This is a genomic window from Micromonospora alfalfae, from assembly GCF_022230925.1.
Taxonomy (GTDB): Bacteria; Actinomycetota; Actinomycetes; order Mycobacteriales; family Micromonosporaceae; genus Micromonospora; species Micromonospora alfalfae.
Window position 1 is genome coordinate 69,628 of record NZ_JAKKFH010000024.1, and the last position, 22,446, is coordinate 92,073.

The following is a 22,446-nucleotide window of genomic DNA, read 5'->3' on the forward strand; positions in this document are numbered from 1 at the left end:
GCCGAACCACCCGGGCGGGGCGCGCTACCGTCGCGCCATGCCTGTCGACCCGCGCGCCGTGTTGACCCGGCCCGCACCGGAACCCGACCGGACAGTGGCGTACGGGGACCATCCGGATCAGGTGGCCGATCTGCGTTTCCCGGCGGGAACCGGGCCGGCCCGACCGCTGGTCGTCGTGGTGCACGGCGGCTTCTGGCGGGCCGAGTACGACAGACGGCACACCGGCCCGCTGGCCGCGGCTCTCGCCGCTGACGGCTACCCGGTGGCACAGCTGGAATACCGCCGTACCGGGCAGCCCGGAGGTGGCTGGCCGGGCACCCTGACCGACGTGCTGACCGGGGTGGCCGAGCTGCCGATGCTGGCGGCCGAGGCGCTGCCCGGCCGGGTGAGCCCGGCCCCGCCGATCCTGGTCGGGCACTCCGCCGGCGGCCACCTGGCGCTGTACGTGGCGGCCACCGCCCCGGCAACGGTGGGCGCGGTGCTCGCCCTGGCCCCGGTGGCCGATCTGGGCGAGGCGTACCGGCGGGATCTGGACTCGGGCGCTGTCGCCGCGCTGCTCGGCGGCGGACCGGCACAGGTCCCGGACCGGTACGCGGCGGCGGATCCACGGATGTTGGTACCGATACGAACACGGACGGTAGTTGTGCACGGCTCCGACGATCGTCAGGTCCCGGTGGAGATGAGCCGGGATTTCGTCACAGAGGCGCGCGTCACAGGTTCCGATATTTCCCTTGTTGAACTGCCCGGATGCGAGCATTTCGGGCTGATCGACCCGGAGGCCGTCGCCTGGTCCCAGGTGCTCGCCGTGTTGCGGTCCCTGCACGATGATCAATAGCCATTGACGCAGCGTCGCGGACCAGGTAGAACGCCGGTGGGGCGGTGTTCGGCCCTGTAACGCTTCCTTGGAAGGAACTCGGTGTCGCAGATGAATCGCAGGCGGGCGCTCCAACTGTTGGCCGCGCTCGGGACCACCGGGTTCGTCGCCGCGTGTGGCTCAGACGGTGACGCCGATCAGACCGCCGACCGGGGCCCGATCAAGATCGGTTTGATCACGCCGCAGGCCGGTGGTTTCAAGAGCATCGGCGACGACATCACCAATGGCTTCCAGCTCTTCCTCGACCTGCACGACCAGCGGCTGGGCGGCCACCCGGTGGATCTGCTGACCGCCGACGAGGGCGACACCGCGAAGACGGGCAAGGCTGCCGTCGAGGGCCTGCTCAAGCAGGGCGTGCTGGCACTCACCGGCGTGGTCAACTCGGCGGTGATGGTCGGCATCCGGGACACCGTGGAGCAGGCCCGGGTCCCGCTGATCGGCTCCAACGCCTCACCGAGCAGCCTGCAGAGCGTCTTCTACATCTGGCGGACCTCGTACGTGCTCGACGAGGCTGGCAAGGCGCTGGGCCGCTACCTACGCGACCAACTGCCGGCGAACGGCCGCATCGCGATCATCATGCCGGAGAACGTCGGCAGCCCGGACGTCGTCCGCGGCTTCCGGCAGGAGTTCGGCGCGACCGACCCGCGGATCGGCGACCCGGTGACCTACACCAACGCCACCTCCAACCCCGGCAAGACGACGTACGCCTCGGACATCACCAAGGCGCTGGCCAAGAAGCCCACAGCGGTCTTCTGCTTCTTCGCCGGAGCGGCGGCTGTCGAGTTCATCAAGCAGCTGCGCGAGAAGTTCGCCGGGCCGATCTACGCGCCCGGCTTCCTCACCGAGGGCACAGTGCTGGAGAACCTGAAGGACAACGCGCTGGGCATCCAGACCGCGCTGAACTACTCGGCCGACCTGAACAACACGTCGAACCGGGTCTTCGCCTCGGCGTACCGCAAGAAGTACCAGGTCACCCCCACCACGTACGCGATGGCGTCGTACGACGCGGCGCAGGTGCTCGACCAGGCCATCCAACTGGCCGGTGGGAAACCGACTCCGCAGCAGGTCAACCTGGCACTGGGCAAGATCGGCCAGATCGACAGCCCGCGTGGCATCTGGCAGTTCAACCAGCCGCGTACCCCGCAGCAGAAGTGGTACCTGCGCGAGGTGCAGCGCGACGGTCAGGTCATGTCGAACGTGCTGATCAACGAGCTGGCCACGCTGGGCTGAACGCCCACCCGGAGCACGATTCGGGGCCGGTCTCCCAGTGGGAGGCCGGCCCCGAGACGTTCACTGGGTCAGTGCCGCAACTCGGCGATGCAGCACTTCACGCTGCCGCCGCCCTTCTTCAGCTCGGCCAACTCGACCGGGACCGGGGTGTACCCGGCCGCCTTGAGCTTGCCGGCCAGGCGGGTGGCCTCGCTGTTGAGCACCACGTTCGCGCCGTCGCTGACCAGGTTGAGCCCGAAGGCCATCGCGTCCTCGTCGTCGGCGATCACCGCGTCCGGGAAGAGTTGGGTGAGCACCCGCTGGCTGGCCGCCGAGAACGCGCCCGGGAAGTAGACGACGTTCGCGTCGTCGATGGCCGCGAGCGCCACGTCCAGGTGGTAGAAGCGGGGGTCGATCAGACGCAGCGACACCACCGGACGGCCCAGCGCCTCCTGCGCCTCCGCGTGCGCGGGGATCTCGGTACGGAAGCCGTGCCCGGCCAGGATGAGCCCTCCGTGCGCCTCCGGCACGTACGCGAAGTCGCCCTCACCCTCGTTGGTCTCGCTGGGTGCGATGAACCGCCAGCCCTGCGCCTCGTAGAAGGCGTGGTGGGCGGCGGCCTCAGCGGCCCGCTGCTCGTGCTTGAACCGGGCGCCGTAGACGCTGCCGTCCACCACGAAGCCGCCGTTCGCGGCGTAGACCATGTCGGGCAGGCCCTGCTCGGCGGGGAGCAGGTGCACCTCGTGGCCGAGGCCGACAAGCGTCTCGCGCAGCCGGTCCCACTGCTTGACGGCCGCGTCCCGGTCCACCGGTGTGGTCACGTCCATCCACGGGTTGATCGCGTACTCGACAGCGAAGTACTCCGGCGAGCACATGAGATATGTCCGCTTTCGCGGGAAACGCTGCTGGTTCACGGTCACCAAGAGTAGGTACCGTAGAACTTTGAAAACAGCCACAAGCGTTGCTTTCCAGAGGCGGAACGTTGCAGATAGACGCGGTAGACCAGCGGATCATTGCGTTACTCGTCGCGGACGCCCGTGCGTCCTACGCCGACATCGGTGCCCGGGTGTCACTCTCCGCCCCAGCGGTCAAACGTCGCGTCGACCGCCTGCGCGCCACCGGCGTGATCAGGGGATTCACTGCCGTCGTTGATCCGGCCGCCGTCGGCTGGACCACTGAGGCCTTCGTCGAGCTCTTCTGCGCCGGCCGGACCACCCCGGCGCAGATCGGCGTGGCCGCCCGCCGACACCCCGAGGTGGTCGGCGCCTACACCGTCTCCGGGGAGGCGGACGCGCTCGTACACCTGCGCGCCGCCGACATCGCCCACCTGGAGGCAGCACTGGAGCGGCTGCGTGGCGAATCCTTCGTGACCTCCACCCGCAGCACCATCGTGCTCTCCCGACTGGTCGAATCACCCGGCGTCGGCCCGTCCGCCAGCACCTCTTGACCTCAACCCAGGTTGAGGAGATTGACTGGCCCCGAGTGGGCGAGGCAGCCCATCCGGGCCGAGGGGACTGTCATGCGGGCGATCTGGTTACGTGAGTTCGGCGGACCCGAGGTGCTGGTGCCCGGCCCCGCGCCCGACCCGGTCCCCGGTCCCGGCCAGGTGCTGATCGACGTCGCGCACGCGAACATCACCTTCATCGAGACGCAACTGCGCGCCGGCCACCCCGGCCCGTTCCGCCTCACCCCACCGCTGATCCCCGGCAACGGCGTCGGCGGGGTGATCACGGCGGTCGGGTCGGACGTCGACCCGGCGCTGACCGGGCAGCGGGTGGTCAGCGCCACCGGAGGTTCCGGCGGTTACGCCGAACGCGCCGCGGTGGACGCGTCGGCGACGATCGCGGTACCGGCCGGGTTGGCTCTGGACGAGGCGGTGGCACTGCTGGCCGACGGGCGGACCGCCACCATGCTGATCGAGGCGGTCGGCGTCCGCCCAGGTGACCGGGTGCTGGTGGAGGCCGCGGCCGGCGGCGTCGGCAGCCTGTTGGTGCAGCTCGCGGTCCGGGCCGGGGCCCGGGTGATCGGCGTGGCCGGTGGGCGACGCAAGGTGGACCTGCTACCCGGCCTTGGCGCCGAGCTGGCCGTCGACTACCTGCTGCCTGAATGGGCCGAGCAGGTCCGCGCTGCGGTGGGCGGGGTCGACGTGGTGCTCGACGGGGTCGGTGGCCCGGTGGCCCGCACCGCCTTCGACCTGCTCTCTCCGGGCGGCCGGATGGTCAGCTTCGGGCTGGCGAGCGGGGAGTGGTCCCCGGTGTCGGCGGAGGCCGCCACGGCACGCCAGGTCACAATGGTCCGCCCGGACGTGCCACCGGCCCGGCTGCGGGCGTACACCGAACGGGCCCTGGCGGACGCGGCGGCCGGCCAGCTGCGACCGCTCATCGGCCAGCGCTTCCCACTGGAACGCGCCGCCGACGCGCACGCCGCCATCGAGGCGCGCGCGACGATCGGAAAGACCCTGCTGGACGTGGCCTGATCGGGCTCAGAGGTACATGCCGGTGCGGTGCTCCGACTCGTCGCGCCGGACCGGCTTGTCACCCTCACCGAAGAACCGCTTGCCGCCGAACTCGCCGTGCAGGCGGTCGTCCAACTCGTCGGCGAGACCGGTCATCACCTGCACCGCCAGCATCAGATGGGTCGCCTGGAAGTTGCGACCGAACACCGGGATGGACGCCCACACCGTGTCGTCGGCGCAGTAGAGGCGGCCGATCGGCATCCGGTTCGTCAGTTCGGAGAGCTTGACGTAGAGCCGCTCGGTCGGCTCCACCTCGGTGAGCACCGGGGAGAAGACGTCCACCAGAGGCGGATTGTCCCGCACCCGCACGAAGACCATCGCCGAGCCTGCGCGGATGGTGATGTCGCCGTCCGAGTCGATCTGCAACCGGTCGGTGTCCGACTTCAACATGGTGGAGACCACTGTGCGGACCCGATCGGCCAGGTCGAGCACGTCGTCCTGCTCGACCTGAGCGGCAGCCGCCTCGGCCAACGCCTCCTCCAGGTCCGCCTCGACGTCGGCGTCCGGACCGAACTCGCTGCGGGCGGTGCCCAGCGGTTCCACCGTCAGCGGCTCGCCCTCCGCGTCGTGCACCAGATAGACGAGGAAGGCCGGGTGCGGAGCACCGTAGACGTCCCGCAGCGTGCGGGAGAGCAGAGTGGCGACCTGGGTCGACTCGGCCGTCGTGGCGTTCAGCCCGAACGAACCGCCGGAGCCGGCGACCACCCCGGGCGGGGACCAACCGAGCGCGACCATGTCCGCCACCGCGCCCCGGTCCAGTCGGTAGCCCGCCGGCAGAGCGGCGTTGCCGACCGCGCGGGCGGACAACACCCGGTCCGCGTCCACGTCGACGCTTATCGAATAGACGGCGTCCCCGGTGCCGGACGCGGTGGGGTCCAGGGTCACGTCGAGGTGCGCGCCGACGGGAAGTTCCCGCAGCCGTACGGCGAGCGCGCGGGCGAACTCCCGCCACGCCTCGGTCACCTTCGCCCGCAGGTCGGTGGTGCTGGGCTCGTCGAGCAGGATCGATTCCGCCGGCTCAGTCGAAGCACCGGGCAGCTCACCGTGCGGCGCCGAGGGGTGGTCAGCCGTCATGATCGCCTCCGTCCGTCACGATCACCCTACCCACGCCGCCCGTGGCTCGAATCAGCCCCGACCGGGATCGGACAGCGGCGGTCAGGAGGCCGTCGGGTCCGTGGGGTCGGCGCCCAGCTCGACCGGCCAGGCGCCCGCCAGCGCGCTGAGCCGGGCCGCGGCGTCCGCCGGCGCCGCGCCCCGGCCAACCGCCAACCCGAAGAGGTACGCCGTGATCGGCGCCCCCGGACGCAGCACCTGGTGGGCGACGTCCCGGGCCAGATCCAGCACCGCCGGCACCGGCACCGCGGCCGGGTCCAGATCCAACTCGGCGCACACCGCCGTGACCCAGTCGTCCATCACCGTCATCGCGCCCACTCCTCCGCCCGGCGTACGTCCTCGTCAGTGTCGCAGTCGAACCACGGCGGCGGGCCCTCGCCGGACCACGCCACCTCCCGCACGACGAGACCGGCCAGCAAGGCCCGCACCGGGGCTCCGGACAGACTGCCGCCCCGCTCGACAGTCAGCCGGTGCACAGCTGCCCGCAGCGCGGCGACCCGCCAGACACCGCAGAGCGACTGCCGCCGCCCGTCCCCGTCCACGAAGCACGCCCCGTCCGGTCCCAGCTCACCGTCCAGGCCACCGCGGGCCGACGCCGGAGCGAGGCCACTTCCGGCCAGCGACGCCGGAGCGAGGCGGCCACCGGCCGGAGGCGCCGGAGCTAGGCCACCGCCGGCCGGCGACGCCGGAGCGAGGCCACCGCCGGCCGGAGGCGCCGGAGCGAGGCCACCGCCGGCCGGCGACGCCGGAGCGAGGCCACCGCCGGCCGGAGGCGCCGGAGCGAGGCCACCGCCGGCCGGAGGCGCCGGAGCGAGGCCACCGCCGGCCGGAGGCGCCGGAGCTAGGCCGGGGCGGGCCAGCGAGGCCGGGGTGGAGTGGCCGCCCGCCGGTTGGGTGTCGGGGGTCTCCTGGTCGAGGTGGTTCAGCAGGTCGCCGATCGCGGCCCGGGTGAGCAGCGGCAGGTCGGCGGCGAGCAGCGCGACCAGTGTGGTGTCGGGATCCAGCAACGCCAGGCCGGCCGCCGCCGCCGCGACCGGACCCCCGCCGGGCGGGTCCTCCCGGACGACCCGCACACCCGCCGGCACAGCGTCGGCCGCACCGACCAGCACCCGCTGCGTCGCGTCGGTGACGGCGGCCAGCACCCGGTCACGCATTGGCCGGCCGCCGACCGGAAGCGCGGGCTTGTCCAGCCCGCCCATCCGTCGGGCGGCCCCACCCGCGAGCACCACTGCGGCATACGTCCCCACCCGGCCACCGTAGCCGTGCTTGACGCTCAAACGGGCCAACGCTCAAACGGGCCGACGCTCAAACGGGCCCGATCGCGAGGCCCCCACCCGGGCCTCCGACCCTGCCGCCCCGCCCCGCCCCAGCCCGGCGCGGCGCGGCGCGGCCCGGCCCGGCCCGGCCCCGCCCGGCCCATTGATCATGAAGTTATTGCTCGACACGCCGACGACACGCGCAAACAACTTCATGATCAACGCCCTGGGGCGGGGCGGGGTGGGGTGGTGCTGGGTGGAGTGGGGGGTGCGCGGGGCGGGGGTGGGTGGGGTTGGACGGGGTTGGACGGGGTGGGTGGGGGTGGCGGTTGGGGGGCTGATGGTCGGTGGTTGTGCGGGTGTGCCGGCTGGGGGTGGAGGATGGCGAGATGGGACGGGCAACTGATCGACGTGGCGTACTCCGGATCGACCTGGACGCGGCGACCGCCGGACGCGGATCGGTCCGCCGACCGGACACGCTCGCCGTGGAGGAACCGCTGGAGATCCGGGTCGGCGCGGCCGGCCCCGGTCGACGCCGGCCGCTCGCCGTCACCATGCGCACTCCCGGCGACGACCTGGACCTGGCCATCGGGTTCCTGCTGACGGAGGGGCTGATCCGGTCGACCGACGACGTGTTGACAGCGCAACTCTGCGCCGGCGCGGAGACGCCGAACACGTACAACGTCGTGGACGTGGTGCTCGCCCCCGGCGTACCGGAACCGATCACCGACCCGTCCCGGAACTTCTACACGACCAGTTCCTGCGGGGTATGCGGCAAGGCCAGCATCGACGCGATACGCACCCGGTCGCTCTTTCCGGTCGCGGCGGACCCGCTGAGCGTCCCGGCCACGCTGCTCGCCGAGCTGCCCGACCGGTTGCGCGCCGCCCAGCGCGGCTTCGATCGGACCGGCGGGCTGCACGCGGCGGGCCTGTTCACCCCGGACGGTGAGTTGGTGGTGCTCCGGGAGGACGTGGGCCGGCACAACGCCGTGGACAAGGTGATCGGCTGGGCCGTGCGGGAACGCCGGCTGCCGCTCGCCGGGCACCTGCTGCTGGTCTCCGGACGGGCCAGCTTCGAGCTGACCCAGAAGGCGTGGATGGCGGGATTGCCGCTGCTGGCGGCGGTGTCCGCCCCGAGCACCCTCGCCGCGGAACTGGCCGACGAGGCGGGGATGACACTTGTCGGCTTCCTACGCGGGCGGACCATGAACGTCTACACCAGGCCGCACCGGATCACTGTGGAGCAGCCAGCCTGACCCGAGCGGCCGAGTCAGCGACCGATCCGGTCGATCAGGTCGAACAGGGCCAGCCGTGCGGCGGCGTCACGGGCGATCAGGAAACCGGCGATGCCGAGGATCCAGCCAAACGCGCTGCCCGCCTTCGTGACGATCCAGGTGTTCAGGCGGGCCAGCACCGGCTCGACCAGTCGCGGGCGGGCCACCCTGGCACCCAGCAACAGCATCGCCGGCAGCACCATGACCAGGCAGTACCCGGTGAGCAGCACCACCACGCTCGCCGCTCCCACCCCTGAGGTGGCCAGGAGACCCACCGCACCGAGGTACGGGAGCATGGTCGCCACCTCGGCAAGCGCCGCGAGCAGCGCGAGCCCGACCAACCAGCGGGCCGAGGAATCTCCGGCGGTGGCCCGGTCCCGCCAGCGCAACACACCACCGGTACGAGGACGCCGTTTGCCGTCGTAGCGGAAGCTGAGCGCCAGCATCGCCACGCCCAGAACGAGTTGTGCCCAGAGGACGCCCCGGTTGTCCAGGGCGCCGCCCAGCGCGTCGCCCAGCCTGCTGCCTCCCCAGACCAGCAGTAGCCCCACCGCGAGGTAGAACACCGCGATGGTGGCGAGGTAGCCCAGGATCCGCCGGACGTTGACCGGCCCGGGGGCGAGCAGCAACCAGACCGGGATGAAGAGGGTGCCGATGCTGGTGCTGTCGATCAACGCCAGCCCGGCCAGCGACAGCAGCAACTCGGGGGTCATGTCGTACCAGAGCGGAGAACGGTCACGAGATCATTCTCCGGCGGCGGTGAGCCCCGCCGCGTCGGCCGTGGACAGGAGCAACGCGTACATCCTTCGACGGAGGGCGTTGCCGGGGGAACCCGCCTGGGCGGGCTTCGTCGGGCTGGCGAAAAGATCGACCCCAGCGACTGACGGTTGTCCCACCAGACATCCAGAAGGATGCTCGCCTGCGGTAAGTGACGCGGCTGGCGGTCTCTGCGGCAGGCAACAACGTCAGTTGATGAGAACGATCCTTCCAGGTGCGTGGTGCGCCTCGCTCAACTCGTGTGCGGCCGCAGCCCCGGTCAGCGGGAACGTGGCCGCGACGGGAATGTGCAGCCGACCGGATTTGGCAAGGCGCACCGCGATGTCCAGGCCGTGTACCGCGAGCACATCGGCACCGGACCCCACTGCCTTGCCAGTCCGATCCGCAGGTGCGCCGTGCGACAGGTGGACCTTGTGGGCGGCGGCCGCGAAGTCGGCGATCGTCACCACGCGTGCCGTATCTCCGGCGATGGCAATCAGGTCGGGCAGTGCTCCTCCGGCGCAGTCGAAGACTGCGTCGACCCCGTCCGGCGCCAGCCGGCGGATGCGGTCGGGCAACCCGGGGCCGTACGTCGTCGGCACCGTGCCGAGTGAACGCAGGAATTCATGATTGCGCTCACTCGCCGTGCCGATGACGATGGCGCCACGGGCGGCTGCCACCTGGACAGCGACACTGCCGACCGCGCCGGCCGCGCCGTTCACCAGCACGGTGTGCCCCGCTGTGACCCCGAGCCGATCAAGAACGCGGGTGGCCGTCTCGACGCTGCCGGCAGCGCCGCCCGCCTCCTCCCAACTCCAGGCGACGGGCTTAGCGGCCCACGCGCTCAGCACCACGTGGTCGGCGTTGGCGCCACGCGTCGTCGGCGAGGCCATGCCGAACACCTGATCGCCGACGGTGACGCCGGTAACGCCCTCACCAACCTCGTCAACCACCCCAGCCGCCTCGAAGCCGGTCCGGTACGGGAACGTCACGGGCACCATGTCGGCCAGCTTGCCGGCGCGAATCAGCACCTCCCCTGTCGAGACCCCGGACGCCCGGACAGCGATACGGACCTCACTCGGCCCTGCGTGCGGGGCCACCACCTCGACGACGTGCACAACGTTGGGTGGCCCGAACTGGGCAAATACGACAGCTCTCATGGGCCGAACCGTAACGGAGCACCCCGTCCGGTTAGCTAAAGTGAGACCGGTGACGGTCGAAGTGAGACAAGCCCAGCGGTCGGATGCGCGCGACAACCGGGAGCGCATTCTGGCCGTCGCTCGCCTGGCGTTCGCGACCAACGGGCTCGACGTGCCGATCCGGGAGATCGCACGGCGGGCACAGGTGGGCGCCGCCACTATCTACCGGCACTTCCCCACCAAGGACGCGCTGCTCGCCGACGCATTCGCCGAGCAGATGACCGTGTGTTCGGCGATCGTCGAGGAGGGCCTCGCTCAACCCGATGCCTGGCTGGGTTTCCGCCTGGTGGTGGAGAAGCTCATGGAGACGCACGCCCACGATCGAGGCTTCGCCCGCGCCTTCATCAGTCAGCTTCCCCAGGAAGCCGGCTTCGCCGCCGATCGCACCCGAACACTGCGCATGCTGGCCGAACTCGTCGACCGGGCGCGAGCGACAGGAGAACTTCGGGACGACTTTGTCCTGGAGGACCTGATCCTGGCGCTGATGGCCAACGAAGGCATCCGAGCCGAGTCAACCGCCAGCCGCCTGGCGGCCGCCCGCCGTTTCGCGGCATTCATGATCCAGTCATTCCAGACAAGTCCGGCGCGGACGCCACTGCCACCAGCCGTTCGCCTACCGCTCTCGACACCCTGAGTCCCGTGAAGCGGAGTAACCGCCTGGCTACGCGGCTACGATCTCGACGGCACCGCGGGAGATCTTGACGTCGAACTCCATACCGGTGCCCTTGGAAAGCTTGACGAGCGTCGCGATCGACGGCGGCTGGTCGCCTGATTCCAGTCGCGCGATGACTGATTGGGTCATCCCCACCTTGCGGGCGAGCGCGGTCTGGGTCAGCTGGTTTTGGGTGCGGTACCCCACGATACGAAGCGCGACCTCGCGCGCGAACGCTGTCCGATCCCACTCTGCGCGGAACACCGGGTCCTGACGGCTGGCATCGCCGATGACCTGCTGCGAGGTCTTGAGCTCGGAACGTTTCATCACTCCACCTCCACGTCCTTGATCCTTCGCTCTGCGGCTGCGACGGCCCGGGCGAAGTTCCGCTGACTGACGCTGGCTTCTGGACCGACAGCGCCGACCACGAACGCGCCAACAACCTGGGTATAGAAGACGCGCCACCGGCTACGTCCGCCACGTGGGCGCAGCTCACGCAGGTTGTCGGCGGTTCGGATCTTGCTGGAGTGCGGGTAGCCCAGGTTGGGGCCGAGGCTCTCCAGCTTTTCGACGGCGTGTCCGATTGCCGCCTGTTCGATCGCGGCTATGGCTCGCAGCTCGGTTACGGCCTCCGGGTGAAAGAAGACTGGCCAGAGCCGACTATAGCAAGATTGCGATAAAGCTGCCGGGGAGTCTCCGGCAGCCGGGCGGCAATCGGGAACCGGCTCATCAGCGGCGGCCACGTCGGCTCCGTTTGCGGGGCCGGATGACGCCGGGCATCCCGACCGACGGCCAGCCGTCCAACTCGGCCGGGGGCACGCCCCGCCGGAGCAGGTCGTCCAGCAGCAGCGCGAGCGAATAGTCGGGGTGCAGGCTCAGCGTGCGTTCGAGCGCGACCGCCGCCAACGCGCCCTGTCCGGCGCGCCACGCGGCGAACGCCAGCAGCGCACCCGGCGCTGCGGCAACCTCCGGCTCGGCGCGGCGCAGCACGTCGGTCCAGAGGGCGATGTCCCGGTCCCGGCCGTCGGTGCGTTCCCAGGCGTGATCGCGGACCGGCAGGTGGGTCATCAGCAGGCTCAACCAGGCCACCTCGTCGTCGTCGAGCCGCTCACCACGCCGCTGGCGGCGCTGGGCCTCGCGGACCGCCGCCACCCCGGCGGCGCGCAACGCCCGCGCCCCGAGCAGGTCACTCTCCGGCGCCTGCTCGATCAGCTCGGCCAGTCTCGACTCGGCGCGGGCGGTGGCCGCCCGGGACGCCTCCCGGGCCGGCCCGTCCACCGGTGCCACCTGCCCCACCAGGGCAGCCCGGTCGGGGAGTGCGACCTGACCGGCGAAGACCGCCGAGGCGGTCACCCGGTTGACGCTCGGGTCGTAGCGGCGGCCCTCGGGCGGGCAGCAGTCGGGCTCGGTGCAGAGGTAGGACCACCAGCGGCCGTCGGTCACCCGAAGCGCGTCGAGCACGTGCAGCCCGAAGTCGTACAGCGCGTCGCGCACCGCGTCCACGGCCGGAGTGACCCGCTCCGGTTGCCCGTAGCCCACAACGGTGGCGGCCTCCGCGCCCTGCCGGCGGATCACACCGGCCAGGTGCCCCGCCAGCCCGCCCAGCTCGGTCGGCTCGGGCAGGTCCGCGCGGGCGGCGAAGACGATCTGTCGGCCGACCAGCGCCACGGCGACCACGCTGTCGGTGGGATGAAAGCCGAGCAGGTACGGCACAGCGGCGATCAGGTCGGCGGGTGAGCGGACGGCGAGCTGAGGGCGTTCGGTCGAGGTCATGTCGGAAGCCTGCGGCGGGCGTACCGGGCCCGGCCACCCCTGTGGATGACACGCGGCTTATCCACAGTTACTGAACGTGTTTACCCTGCTCAAGCCACACCTACGGGTGCGGAAAGAGCGCCGATGTCGTCGGGCGACACCTGGCTGTCGTAAGGAGCGGTTACCGTGCGCTGATGGACCTGGCGTACCTGCGCGCGCATCCGGCACACCTCCCGACCTTCCGGACCCATCAGCGGCTCCGAGAGACGCCGGTCGCCGGTGGAAACATCTGCGCGGCCGCCCGGCTCACTCTCGACGACGGCCACTCCGTCTTCGCCAAATCCTGGCCTGAAGACGCCGACCGACCGCCGCCGGAGGGATTCTTCGCCGCCGAGGCTGCCGGCCTGCGCTGGCTGCGGGAGGCGGGCGCTGTCGGCGTACCCGAGGTGATCGTGGTGTTGCCGGAGTTGCTGGCGCTCGACTGGGTGGAGCCCGGCGAACCGACGCCGGAGGCCGCGGAGCGCTTCGGCCGGGAGTTGGCCGGGCTGCACCGGGCGGGAGCAACCGCCTTCGGTGCCAGCTGGCCCGGGTTCATCGGCTCGCTCCCACAGGACAACACCCCCACCGGCGGGCGCTGGTCGACCTGGTTCGCCGAGCGACGCCTCGCCCCCTACCTGCGACGCTCGGTCGACGGTGGCGCGCTGACCAGCGTCGATGCCGCTCTGGTCGAGCAGGTCATCGGTCGGCTGGACGGGCTCGGCGGCGACGAGCCGCCCGCGCGCATCCACGGCGACCTGTGGCCGGGCAACGTGCTGTGGGGGGCCGACGACCGGGCCTGGCTCGTCGACCCGGCAGCGCACGGCGGGCACCGGGAGACGGATCTCGCCCAGCTCGCCCTCTTCGGCGGCATCCCACACCTGGATCGGGTGCTGGCCGCCTATCAGGAGAGTTGGCCACTACCTGACGGTTGGCGTGACCGGGTGCCGGTGCATCAACTGCATCTGCTGCTCGTGCACACGGCACTCTTCGGCGTCAGCTTCCGAGATGTGGTCGTCCAGACCGCCCGTGGCGTCCTGAGCCGGGCCGAGCGCGCTACGGTCGACAGGTGAGCGCCGCCCCGGGGACCGACGGCGTCCTCGTCGACCGGTACGGCCGTGTCGCCCGGGACCTGCGCGTGTCCCTCACCGACAAGTGCAACCTGCGCTGCACCTACTGCATGCCGGCGGAAGGTCTCCCCTGGCTGGCTGGCCCCGAGTTGCTGACCGACGAGGAGATCGTCCGGCTGGTCCGGGTGGCCGTCGAGCTGCTCGGCGTGACCGAGGTGCGGTTCACCGGTGGTGAGCCGCTGATCCGAGCCGGGCTGGTCGACATCGTGACGGCGGTCGCCGCCCTCGAACCCCGCCCCCGGGTCTCGCTGACCACCAACGGCATCGGCCTGGACCGGCTGGCCCCGGCGTTGCGGGCGGCCGGCCTGGACCGGGTGAACGTTTCACTGGACACCCTGGACCCGGACCGGTTCACCACGCTCACCCGCCGCCCCCGTCTCGACGCGGTGCTGGCCGGGCTCGCCGGGGCGGCGGCCGCCGGGCTCAGCCCTGTGAAGATCAACTCGGTGTTGATGCGTGGTGTCAACGAGGATGAGGCGCCGGCGCTGCTCCGCTTCGCCCTCGATCACGACTACCAGCTACGGATCATCGAGCAGATGCCGTTGGACGCCCAACACGGTTGGGCCCGCGACACCATGGTCACCGCCGAGGAGATCCTGGCGTCGCTGCGTACCGTCTTCGATCTGAGCCCCGACCCGACCGAGCGCGGCGCGGCACCGGCGGAGACCTGGCTGGTCGACGGAGGCCCCGCCCGGGTCGGCGTGATCGCCAGCGTCACCCGCCCCTTCTGCGGGGACTGCGACCGCACCCGACTGACCGCCGACGGTCAGGTCCGCGCCTGCCTCTTCGCCACCGAAGAGTCGGATCTGCGCGCCGCGCTGCGCACCGGTGCGGACGACGACGAGTTGGCCCGGCGCTGGCGTACCGCGATGTGGGGCAAGCGCGCTGGGCACGGCATCGACGACCCCACCTTCCTCCAGCCGACCCGCCCGATGTCCGCGATCGGAGGCTGAGCGTGGAGGGGCCACCGCTGACCATCCGCTACTTCGCAGGTGCCCGCGCCGCCGCCGGCCGCGCCGAGGAGGCCATCCCCACCGGGCCGTCTCTGGACGACCTCGCGGCCGAGCTGACCCAGCGCCACGGCGACCGGCTCGCCGGGGTGCTGCGGGTGGCGAGTTTCCTCGTGAACGGCGTCACCTGTCATGATCGTCAGGCACCCCTACCGGCCGGGGCCACGATCGATGTCCTGCCCCCGTTCGCGGGCGGCTGAGGGAGGCACGACACATGATGGCGGTTCTGGGGTTCGTGGCTGTCCTGGCGCTGGTCACCGGCCTCATCCACCTCTACCTGTGGAAGCGGCTCGTTCGGGACACCACCACGCCGGGCCGTTGGCGACGGATCGGCGGGATCGCCGCCCTGGTGCTGGCCCTGCTCGTGCCGGTCACCCTCGCCGGAACGCAGGCCGGGCTCTACTGGCTCGCCTGGCCGGGCTACCTGTGGCTCGCGCTGATGTTCTACCTGCTCGTCGTACTGGTCGTGCTGGAAGTCCCAATGCTTGTCGCCCGGCTGGTGCTGCGTCGCCGGGTGGTCGCCGCGGAGCCCACCGCCGCCGCGCCGGAGCCGGTGCTGGTCGGTGCCGCCGGGCCGACCGAGCCACCGGCAGCCGGCGCCGTCGCGGCACCGGACCACGACCCGTCCCGTCGGTTGCTGCTGGCCCGTGGGGCGGCCATCTTCGCCGGCCTCACCGCCACCGGCACCGTGGGGTACGGCGTTCGTACCGCGCTCGGCCCGCCCCACCTCGACCGGGTGCGGATCCCCCTCGCCAAACTCCCCCGCAGCATGGACGGCCTGCGCATCGCCACCGTCTCCGACATCCACCTCGGCCCGCTGCGCGGACGGGCACACACCGAGCGGATCGTCGCCGCGATCAACCGGCTCGACGCGGACATCGTCGCGGTCGTCGGTGACCTGGTCGACGGCTCGGTGGCCGAACTCGGCTCGGCCGCCGCGCCGCTGCGCGACCTCCGCTCCCGCTACGGCAGCTTCTTCGTCACCGGCAACCACGAGTACTACTCCGGCGTGGAGGAGTGGGTCCAGGAGGTCGACCGGCTCGGTCTGCGGGTCCTGCAGAACCGGCGGCAGGAGATCCAGGCCCGTGGCGGTGTGCTCGACCTGGCCGGCGTGAACGACCTGGACGCGACCGGCGGCAGCGGCCTCGCCGCCGGGCCGGACTTCGCCGCCGCCCTGGGTGACCGCGACCCGAGCCGACCCGTGGTCCTGCTCGCACACCAGCCGCTGGCTGCCAAGGAGGCCGCCCGCTACGGTGTCGACCTGCAACTGTCCGGGCACACCCACGGCGGGCAGATGGTGCCGTTCAACCTGGCCGTCGGGCTGGAGCAGCCGGTGGTCAGCGGGCTCGGCGAGGTCGACGGCACCAAGGTCTACGTGACCAACGGCGCCGGTTTCTGGGGGCCGCCGGTCCGGGTCGGCGCGGAGCCGCAGATCAGTCTGGTCGAGCTGCGCTCGGCATAGCGGAGGTCACGTACGCGCGTGGCGGCCGGTGGCCGGCGCGGCGGGCGTGACAGGATGCGGCGTGCCCCCGTTCAGCGCCGTACCCCCCGGTGGCCTACCGCCATTCGTCGCGGACCTGCACATCCACTCGAAGTACTCGCGCGCGTGCAGCCGTGACCTCACCCTGCCGAACCTCGCGTGGTGGGCCCGGCGTAAGGGCATCGGCCTGCTCGGCACCGGCGACTTCACCCACCCCGCCTGGTACGACCACCTGCGGGAGACGCTGCGCCCGGCCGAACCGGGGCTCTACCGGCTCGACCCGGAGGCGGAACGGGACGTCGCCCGTCGGCTGCCACCCCGACTCGCGCAGACCGCGGAGGCGGACCCGGTCCGTTTCATGCTGAGCGTGGAGATCTCCACCATCTACAAGCGGGACGACCGGACCCGCAAGGTGCACCACCTGATCTACCTGCCGGATCTGGACGCGGTGGCCCGGTTCAACACCGCGCTCGGCCGGATCGGCAACCTCGGCTCCGACGGCCGGCCGATCCTCGGACTGGACTCCCGGGACCTGCTGGAGATCACCCTGGAGGCCAGCCCGGACGGCTATCTGGTGCCGGCACACATCTGGACTCCCTGGTTCTCCGCGCTGGGTTCGAAGTCCGGCTTCGACGCGATCGCCGACTGCTACGCCGACCTCGCCGAGCACATCTTCGCCGTGGAGACCGGGCTCTCCTCCGACCCCGCCATGAACTGGCGGGTCGGCAGCCTGGACGGCTACCAACTGGTGTCCAACTCGGACGCGCACTCGCCGCCGGCGCTCGGCCGGGAGGCGACAGTGTTGACCGCCGAACGGGACTACTTCGCCGTTCGGGAGGCGCTGCGGACCGGTGACGGCCTGGCCGGCACCATCGAGTTCTTCCCGGAGGAGGGCAAGTACCACGCGGACGGGCACCGGCTGTGTGGGGTCAACTGGTCTCCGGAGCGCACCCGTGCCGCGGGCGGTCGCTGCCCCGAGTGCGGCAAGCCACTCACCGTGGGTGTCCTCAGCCGGATCGAGGAGTTGGCCGACCGCCCGGACGGGCACCGTCCGGCGCACGCCCGGGACGTCACCCACCTGGTGCCGCTGGCCGAGATCCTCGGCGAGATCAACAAGGTGGGTGCCCGGTCGAAGAAGGTCGAGGGTCGCCTCAACGAGCTGCTGGCCGCGCTCGGCCCCGAGCTGGAGATCCTGACCACGACCCCGCTGAGCGACATCGCGCAGACCGGTGGTGAGCTGCTCGCCGAGGGCATCGGACGGCTGCGGCGCGGCGACGTCCGCCGGGTGCCCGGTTACGACGGCGAGTACGGCGTGATCACGCTCTTCGACCCGGCCGAGCTGGGCGCGCAGGAGACGCTGTTCGACGTACCGGTGCCGGCGCAGCGACGACCCGCGGAGCCGGCTCCCCGGGTCCCGGCCAAGCGTCCGGCGGCGGCCAAGGCGGAGCCGAAGCGGAAGCCGGTCCCGGCGCCCGCGCCGCCGATCGCATCACCGCCGTCTCCGCACGAGCCGTTCGAGCCGATGCTCTCCGGCATGGAGGAGGTCGGCACCGGCCTGCTGGACCGACTGGACGCCATGCAGCGGGTGGCCGCCTCCGCACCTGGCGGTCCGCTGCTCATCGTGGCCGGTCCGGGCACCGGCAAGACCAGGACGCTCACCCACCGGATCGCGTACCTCTGCGCGGAGCTGAACGTCTTCCCCGAGCGCTGCCTCGCGATCACGTTCACCCGTCGGGCCGCCGAGGAGCTGCGGCACCGCCTCGACGGCCTGCTCGGCCCGGTCGCTGAGGACGTCACGGTGGGGACGTTCCACGCGTTGGGGTTGACCATCCTGCGGGAGAACGTCGGCGCGGCGGGTCTCCCGGCCGACTTCCGGATCGCCGACGACGCCGAGCGGACGGCAGCACGCACCGAGGCCGGCGACGACAGCGCCGCGTACGTGTCGCTGCTGCGCAAGCAGGACCTGGTCGACCTTGACGAACTGGTGACCCTGCCCGTGGAGCTGCTGCGGGCCGATCGGAAGTTGGTCGAACGGTACCGGGACCGCTGGCAGTGGATCTTCGTCGACGAGTACCAGGACGTCGACGAGGTGCAGTACGAGCTGCTGCGGCTGCTCAGCCCCGCCGACGGCAACCTCTGCGCGATCGGCGACCCGGACCAGGCCATCTACTCGTTCCGGGGTGCCGACGTCGGCTACTTCCTGCGCTTCTCCGAGGACTTCACCGACGCCCGACTGGTCCGGCTCAACCGCAACTACCGCTCTTCGGCGCCGATCCTGGCCGCCGCCGCGCAGGCCATCGCGCCGTCCACGCTGGTCCGGGGCCGGCGACTGGACCCGGCCCGACTCGACCCGGAAGCTCCGCTGGTCGGGCGCTACCCGGCGGCGTCAGTGGCCGAGGAGGCCGACTTCGTGGTGCGTACCGTCGACGACCTGGTCGGCGGGTTGTCGCACCGTTCGCTGGACTCGGGCCGCATCGACGGCCGGTCCACCTCGCTGTCGTTCTCCGACATCGCGGTGCTGTACCGCACCGACGCGCAGGCCGCCCCGATCGTGGACGCCCTGACCCGGGCGAACATCCCCGTGCAGAAGCGTTCCCACGACCGGCTGCGGGACCGGCCCGGGGTCGCCGCCATCGCCCGCGAGCTACGGCACGCCGACGGTGTGGCCGGCTCACTTGCCGCCCGGGTGCGGCTGGCCGGTCAGGTGGTCGCGGAGCGGTTCGCCGTACCCACCCTGGACGGCGGCGGCAGCGTTGTCCGTCCCGAGGACGTCCGCTCGGCCGTGGACCTGCTGACCCCGCTGGCCCGACGCTGCGGTGACGACCTGGAGGCCTTCCTGTCGCAGTTGGCCACCGGCGCGGAGGTGGACGCGCTCGACCCGCGGGCCGAGGCGGTCACGCTGCTCACCCTGCACGCCGCGAAGGGCCTGGAGTTCCCGGTGGTCTTCCTGGTCGGTGTCGAGGACGGCCTGTTGCCGTTGCGCTGGCCGGGCTCGACGCCCGACGAGGACGCCGTCGCCGAGGAGCGCCGGCTCTTCTTCGTCGGCCTGACCCGGGCCCAGGACCGGCTGTACGTCAGTCACGCCGCCCGCCGCACCCGGCACGGCACCGAGCGCGACTGCGCCCCCTCGCCGTTCCTCAACACCATCGACCCGGGCCTCTTCGAACGCTTCGGCGAAGCCGAGCCCCGCCGCCCCAAGGATCGCCAACTCCGCCTGATCTGACCCACGCCCCAACCCACGCCTCGTCGATCTTGCACTTTCGGTCGTCGTTGTGCGTGGAATGCACCTTGTGTCGGCGCAGAAACTGCAAGATCGACGGGGCGTGGGTTGGGCGTGGGCGCGTCAGGTGAGGAGGGGGGCGAGCCAGGCGCCCACCAGCAGGGCCGGACCGAGCGGCAGCAGTGTGTTCCGGTGCACCCTTCGGGCGGCGAGCAGGCCGAGCACCAGACCGCCGTGCAGCACGTGCGGCAGGAGCAGCCCGGCCAGCAGGGTGCCCCACCCCAGCCAGCCGAGCGGCAGGCCGAGGACGGCGGCGAGTTTCACGTCCCCGAAACCCAGCCGTGAGCCGGGTAGCAGGGCCAACACCACGTGCGCCGCACCCGCGAACGCCGCACCTCCCAGCGCGCCGAGCAGCCGGCCGGGAGTGCCGGACAGCAGCGCCGCGGTGCTCAGCCCTCCGAGGGCCAGCAACCCGGCGACGAGCACCAGCGGGTCGGGCAGCCGCAGGCAGGCCAGGTCGACCCGCGCCAGCACCAGACCGACCGCCGCGACCGCGAGGAAGACCGGCAACGCCCTGTCGTCACCCACGGCGACGGCGAGGCCGACAAAGACGCTGGCCGCCACCATCGGGTCGACCCAGGGCCGCCGGACCGGCTGCGGCCCCGGAAACGCCAGTGGCCGGGCGTCCGCCGTGGCGAAGCGCCGCGACACCAGGGGTACGACAAGGCCGACCAGCGCGCCGAGCAGCGCGATCGACACCAGCGCGGCGGCCGACATGGGCCGGACGCTACTGGCGGTCGCGCCCCAACGTGACCCCCGATCGTGATCCCGTGCCCGCCCGACGTGGCCGTTCAGTGGTCACCACAAGGGCGACCCCGGCGACGATGACAGCACCGCCGAGCAGCACCTGCGGGGTGATCGGCTCGGCCACCAGCAGCGCGCCGAGCGCCACCGCGACCGCCGGGTTCACGTAGGCGTACGTCGACACCAGCGAGATCGGCGCGTTGTGCAGCAGCCAGACGTACGCGGTGAAGGCCACCAGTGAGCCGGCCACCATGAGGTAGCCCAGCGCCAACCAGGACCGGGTACTCACCGCCGCCGGGTGGAAGTCCGCCAGTTCGCCCCGACCGGCGGCGACTGCCACCAGCACCAGCGCGCCGGCCATCATCTCGTACACCGTGGCCACGAACGGGTCGCCGGGCATCCGGATCCGGCCGGAAAGGAACGACCCGACCGACCAGGAGGTGGCCGCCGCCACCACTGTCAACGCCCCGACCAGCGGCACCGCTGCCGAACCGCCACCCGGCAGCACCAGCAGGATGAGGCCGACGAAGCCCACTGTGACCCCGGCGAACGTCCAGAGCGGTGGCCGATCCCCGGTGGCCGAGCGCAACAGCACCACCAGCAGTGGCACCGTGGCCACCAGCAGCGCGGCGATCCCGGACGGCACCGCCACTCCCGGCGGCCCCGATTCGGCGAGCACCACCAGGCCGTTGCCGGCGCCGAGCAGGAGCACCCCGACCAACGCGGCCGAGCCGAGTTGCCGTCGGTCCACCCGCAGCGCGCCGGGCCCCCGACGCAGTCGCAGCACCACCGCCAGGACCAGGCCGGCCGCGGCGAACCGGAGCGCGGCCGACAGCAGCGGAGGCATCGTCTCCACTGTGATCCGGATGGCCAGATAGGTCGACCCCCAGAGCACGTAGACCACGATCAACGCGGTCCAGATCAGTGTCGGCGTGCTGCTGGCACGACGGCCGGCGAGGGCCGTGGCGCTCGGTGGAGGTGAGCTCATCAGTGGACCACGCTACGGTGACCCCGGAGTCCGTGTCGCGCTTTGGTGGCCGGCCTCTCACCACTCGTGCAGGAGGGCGGCATGACGAACTACGGACAACCGGGGAGCGGCCACCCGGGGCCGTGGCGTGGGCAGAGACCCGACGAGACGCCCGGTCGACCGGCGCAGCAGCCCTACCCGCCCGCGCCGGAGTCCTACCCTCCGGCGGTCCCGTCGTACCCGCCCGCACCGCAGGGACGACCCGGACCGTACGGCGGCCCACCCACTCCGCAGTACGGTGCAACGCCCGGCGGGCCCTACGGCGGCGGGACGGATACGCCCTACGGCCACGATCCCCGCACGCCCTACGGCGGCTCGTACCAGCCGACCCAGCCGTACGGCGGGCAGCCGTACCGGCCCGACGACCCGTACGGCGAGGATCCGGCACCGAGCCGGCGCGGACGGGGGCCACTGATCGCGGTACTGGTCGTCGTACTGCTGGTGGTGGCCGTCGCCGGGGCGTTCTGGTTCCGCCGTGGGCAGAGCGACCCGGCACCGGCAGCCGCGCCGAGCAACTCGGCAGTTGCCGGTGAGCCGAGCGCGGACGTGGTCGAGCCCGCGCCGAGCGCGGCCGCGCCGGAGTCGTCGGCCGATCCCCGGTTCGCGAAGGTCGGCCAGTGCGTCCGCAACGACGGCACCGCCGGCGGCAAGCCGAAGCTGCTGATCAGCGGCTGTACCGCGAAGTCGTACGAGGTGTTGAGCCGGATCGACGGCCCGACCAGCGGCGAGCGGGACGCCGAGGCCAAGTGCGGCAAGGTCGAGGGCTATACCAACTGGTATTTCTTCGACAGTGAGCTGGACACTCTCGACTTCGTCCTCTGCCTCAAGCAACGCTGAGACCCTCCACCCCAGGGGATGACATGACGACCTACGGACCTGCGGGTTCCGATCAGCCGGACGATCCGTACCAGCGCCCGCCCGGTGGGCCTGACAGCTCACCACCCGTCGACCCGACAGTGCCCCAGTGGAGCACCCCGCCGCCCGCGGACGACCCGACCCGGCAGCAGTGGGGTCCGCCGTCGACCGGCGCGGAGCCACCGACGGCACCCATGTGGGCGCCGCCGCCCACCAACCCGGAGCCGCCGACCACGCCGATGTGGCCGCCGCCGCCCACGTCGGGCCCGGGTTACCCACCGCCC

22 protein-coding genes and 1 pseudogene are annotated in these 22,446 nt (G+C 71.8%); 12 read left to right on the forward strand and 11 right to left on the reverse strand.

What is annotated here, in order from left to right; translation table 11 throughout:
- The first annotated feature begins 37 nt into the window (after positions 1-37).
- Together MED01_RS19640 and MED01_RS19645 are read left to right on the forward strand one after the other, a co-directional pair.
- Positions 38-835, forward strand: a complete 798-nt coding sequence (locus MED01_RS19640; protein ID WP_238670017.1) for an alpha/beta hydrolase family protein — start codon at positions 38-40, stop codon at positions 833-835.
- Between the two features lie 81 nt (positions 836-916).
- Entirely contained in the window at positions 917-2,104 is a 1,188-nt protein-coding gene (locus tag MED01_RS19645; RefSeq protein ID WP_238670018.1) for an ABC transporter substrate-binding protein, read from the forward strand.
- A gap of 68 nt (positions 2,105-2,172) precedes the next feature.
- Here MED01_RS19645 and ddaH read toward each other — a convergent pair whose 3' ends face one another.
- A complete protein-coding gene (gene ddaH / locus MED01_RS19650; protein ID WP_238670019.1) occupies positions 2,173-3,006 on the reverse strand; it encodes a dimethylargininase in 834 nt (277 codons plus the stop codon).
- Between the two features lie 59 nt (positions 3,007-3,065).
- Between ddaH and MED01_RS19655 the strand changes: the two genes are divergently transcribed.
- Both MED01_RS19655 and MED01_RS19660 read left to right on the forward strand, forming a co-directional pair.
- A complete protein-coding gene (locus MED01_RS19655; protein ID WP_238670020.1) occupies positions 3,066-3,530 on the forward strand; it encodes an Lrp/AsnC family transcriptional regulator in 465 nt (154 codons plus the stop codon).
- A 72-nt stretch (positions 3,531-3,602) separates the two neighbouring features.
- Complete coding sequence (locus tag MED01_RS19660; protein WP_238670021.1) at positions 3,603-4,559, forward strand: zinc-binding dehydrogenase; 957 nt, start codon at positions 3,603-3,605, stop codon at positions 4,557-4,559.
- 6 nt (positions 4,560-4,565) lie between these two features.
- On the opposite strand, the gene MED01_RS19665 is transcribed toward MED01_RS19660, so the two are convergent.
- From MED01_RS19665 to MED01_RS19675, 3 genes are all read right to left on the reverse strand, one after another.
- The gene (locus MED01_RS19665) at positions 4,566-5,672 is read right to left on the reverse strand and encodes a T3SS (YopN, CesT) and YbjN peptide-binding chaperone 1 (RefSeq protein ID WP_238670022.1); all 1,107 of its coding nucleotides are present in this window, start codon (positions 5,670-5,672) and stop codon (positions 4,566-4,568) included.
- A gap of 81 nt (positions 5,673-5,753) precedes the next feature.
- Positions 5,754-6,020: a DUF6457 domain-containing protein gene (locus MED01_RS19670; protein ID WP_238670023.1), complete on the reverse strand. Its 267-nt coding sequence runs from the start codon at positions 6,018-6,020 to the stop codon at positions 5,754-5,756.
- Positions 6,017-6,958: an NTP transferase domain-containing protein gene (locus tag MED01_RS19675; protein ID WP_238670024.1), complete on the reverse strand. Its 942-nt coding sequence runs from the start codon at positions 6,956-6,958 to the stop codon at positions 6,017-6,019. Before MED01_RS19675 ends, MED01_RS19670 begins: the two co-directional genes overlap by 4 nt.
- Positions 6,959-7,356: 398 nt before the next feature.
- Between MED01_RS19675 and fdhD the strand changes: the two genes are divergently transcribed.
- Positions 7,357-8,223 (forward strand): formate dehydrogenase accessory sulfurtransferase FdhD, encoded by an 867-nt coding sequence (gene fdhD, locus MED01_RS19680; protein ID WP_238670025.1) that lies wholly within the window; start codon positions 7,357-7,359, stop codon positions 8,221-8,223.
- A 14-nt stretch (positions 8,224-8,237) separates the two neighbouring features.
- Here fdhD and MED01_RS19685 read toward each other — a convergent pair whose 3' ends face one another.
- Complete coding sequence (locus MED01_RS19685) at positions 8,238-8,954, reverse strand: GAP family protein (protein WP_238670026.1); 717 nt, start codon at positions 8,952-8,954, stop codon at positions 8,238-8,240.
- Positions 8,955-9,206: 252 nt separating this feature from the next.
- Entirely contained in the window at positions 9,207-10,157 is a 951-nt protein-coding gene (locus MED01_RS19690; RefSeq protein WP_238670027.1) for an NADP-dependent oxidoreductase, read from the reverse strand.
- Between the two features lie 49 nt (positions 10,158-10,206).
- Between MED01_RS19690 and MED01_RS19695 the strand changes: the two genes are divergently transcribed.
- Positions 10,207-10,830: a TetR/AcrR family transcriptional regulator gene (locus tag MED01_RS19695; RefSeq protein WP_238670028.1), complete on the forward strand. Its 624-nt coding sequence runs from the start codon at positions 10,207-10,209 to the stop codon at positions 10,828-10,830.
- Positions 10,831-10,857: 27 nt separating this feature from the next.
- Here the strand turns inward: MED01_RS19695 and MED01_RS19700 are convergent, their stop codons facing one another.
- From MED01_RS19700 to MED01_RS19710, 3 genes are read right to left on the reverse strand one after another with little or no spacing between them, the layout of a single operon-like run.
- The gene (locus tag MED01_RS19700) at positions 10,858-11,175 is read right to left on the reverse strand and encodes a helix-turn-helix domain-containing protein (protein ID WP_238670029.1); all 318 of its coding nucleotides are present in this window, start codon (positions 11,173-11,175) and stop codon (positions 10,858-10,860) included.
- Entirely contained in the window at positions 11,175-11,591 is a 417-nt protein-coding gene (locus MED01_RS19705) for a type II toxin-antitoxin system RelE/ParE family toxin (protein WP_238670030.1), read from the reverse strand. Before MED01_RS19705 ends, MED01_RS19700 begins: the two co-directional genes overlap by 1 nt.
- Positions 11,578-12,621, reverse strand: a complete 1,044-nt coding sequence (locus MED01_RS19710) for a DUF4192 domain-containing protein (RefSeq protein ID WP_238670031.1) — start codon at positions 12,619-12,621, stop codon at positions 11,578-11,580. Before MED01_RS19710 ends, MED01_RS19705 begins: the two co-directional genes overlap by 14 nt.
- Positions 12,622-12,794: 173 nt before the next feature.
- Here MED01_RS19710 and MED01_RS19715 point away from each other — a divergent pair, with 173 nt between their 5' ends.
- The 5 genes from MED01_RS19715 (at position 12,795) to MED01_RS19735 (ending at position 19,479) form a co-directional block, all read left to right on the forward strand.
- On the forward strand, positions 12,795-13,709 hold the full coding sequence (locus MED01_RS19715) for a fructosamine kinase family protein (RefSeq protein ID WP_238670032.1): 915 nt from the start codon (positions 12,795-12,797) through the stop codon (positions 13,707-13,709).
- Positions 13,706-14,719 carry a GTP 3',8-cyclase MoaA gene (gene moaA / locus MED01_RS19720; RefSeq protein WP_238670033.1) on the forward strand — a complete coding sequence of 338 codons (1,014 nt, stop codon included), beginning with the start codon at positions 13,706-13,708 and terminating at the stop codon, positions 14,717-14,719. Before MED01_RS19715 ends, moaA begins: the two co-directional genes overlap by 4 nt.
- Positions 14,720-14,721: 2 nt before the next feature.
- A complete protein-coding gene (locus MED01_RS19725) occupies positions 14,722-14,976 on the forward strand; it encodes a MoaD/ThiS family protein (protein ID WP_238670034.1) in 255 nt (84 codons plus the stop codon).
- A 14-nt stretch (positions 14,977-14,990) separates the two neighbouring features.
- Entirely contained in the window at positions 14,991-16,238 is a 1,248-nt protein-coding gene (locus MED01_RS19730; protein WP_238670035.1) for a metallophosphoesterase, read from the forward strand.
- A 61-nt stretch (positions 16,239-16,299) separates the two neighbouring features.
- The gene (locus tag MED01_RS19735; RefSeq protein ID WP_238670036.1) at positions 16,300-19,479 is read left to right on the forward strand and encodes a UvrD-helicase domain-containing protein; all 3,180 of its coding nucleotides are present in this window, start codon (positions 16,300-16,302) and stop codon (positions 19,477-19,479) included.
- A gap of 120 nt (positions 19,480-19,599) precedes the next feature.
- Here MED01_RS19735 and MED01_RS19740 read toward each other — a convergent pair whose 3' ends face one another.
- Both MED01_RS19740 and MED01_RS19745 read right to left on the reverse strand, forming a co-directional pair.
- The gene (locus MED01_RS19740) at positions 19,600-20,253 is read right to left on the reverse strand and encodes an A24 family peptidase (protein ID WP_238670037.1); all 654 of its coding nucleotides are present in this window, start codon (positions 20,251-20,253) and stop codon (positions 19,600-19,602) included.
- A 10-nt stretch (positions 20,254-20,263) separates the two neighbouring features.
- The gene (locus MED01_RS19745) at positions 20,264-21,268 is read right to left on the reverse strand and encodes an EamA family transporter (protein ID WP_238670038.1); all 1,005 of its coding nucleotides are present in this window, start codon (positions 21,266-21,268) and stop codon (positions 20,264-20,266) included.
- Positions 21,269-21,661: 393 nt separating this feature from the next.
- Between MED01_RS19745 and MED01_RS19750 the strand changes: the two are divergent.
- Positions 21,662-22,144, forward strand: a pseudogene (locus tag MED01_RS19750) (LppU/SCO3897 family protein); the annotation flags it as partial.
- Between the last annotated feature and the right edge of the window lie 302 nt (positions 22,145-22,446).

Coding starts and splice junctions, on each gene's coding strand:
- MED01_RS19640 (WP_238670017.1), top strand. CDS start 38: ATGCCTGTCGACCCGCGCGCCGTGTTGACCCGGCCCGCACCGGAACCC.
- MED01_RS19660 (WP_238670021.1), top strand. CDS start 3,603: ATGCGGGCGATCTGGTTACGTGAGTTCGGCGGACCCGAGGTGCTGGTG.
- MED01_RS19665 (WP_238670022.1), bottom strand. CDS start 5,672: ATGACGGCTGACCACCCCTCGGCGCCGCACGGTGAGCTGCCCGGTGCT.
- MED01_RS19670 (WP_238670023.1), bottom strand. CDS start 6,020: ATGACGGTGATGGACGACTGGGTCACGGCGGTGTGCGCCGAGTTGGAT.
- fdhD (WP_238670025.1), top strand. CDS start 7,357: ATGGGACGGGCAACTGATCGACGTGGCGTACTCCGGATCGACCTGGAC.
- MED01_RS19685 (WP_238670026.1), bottom strand. CDS start 8,954: ATGACCCCCGAGTTGCTGCTGTCGCTGGCCGGGCTGGCGTTGATCGAC.
- MED01_RS19690 (WP_238670027.1), bottom strand. CDS start 10,157: ATGAGAGCTGTCGTATTTGCCCAGTTCGGGCCACCCAACGTTGTGCAC.
- MED01_RS19700 (WP_238670029.1), bottom strand. CDS start 11,175: ATGAAACGTTCCGAGCTCAAGACCTCGCAGCAGGTCATCGGCGATGCC.
- MED01_RS19710 (WP_238670031.1), bottom strand. CDS start 12,621: ATGACCTCGACCGAACGCCCTCAGCTCGCCGTCCGCTCACCCGCCGAC.
- MED01_RS19715 (WP_238670032.1), top strand. CDS start 12,795: ATGGACCTGGCGTACCTGCGCGCGCATCCGGCACACCTCCCGACCTTC.
- MED01_RS19730 (WP_238670035.1), top strand. CDS start 14,991: ATGATGGCGGTTCTGGGGTTCGTGGCTGTCCTGGCGCTGGTCACCGGC.
- MED01_RS19740 (WP_238670037.1), bottom strand. CDS start 20,253: ATGTCGGCCGCCGCGCTGGTGTCGATCGCGCTGCTCGGCGCGCTGGTC.
- MED01_RS19745 (WP_238670038.1), bottom strand. CDS start 21,268: ATGAGCTCACCTCCACCGAGCGCCACGGCCCTCGCCGGCCGTCGTGCC.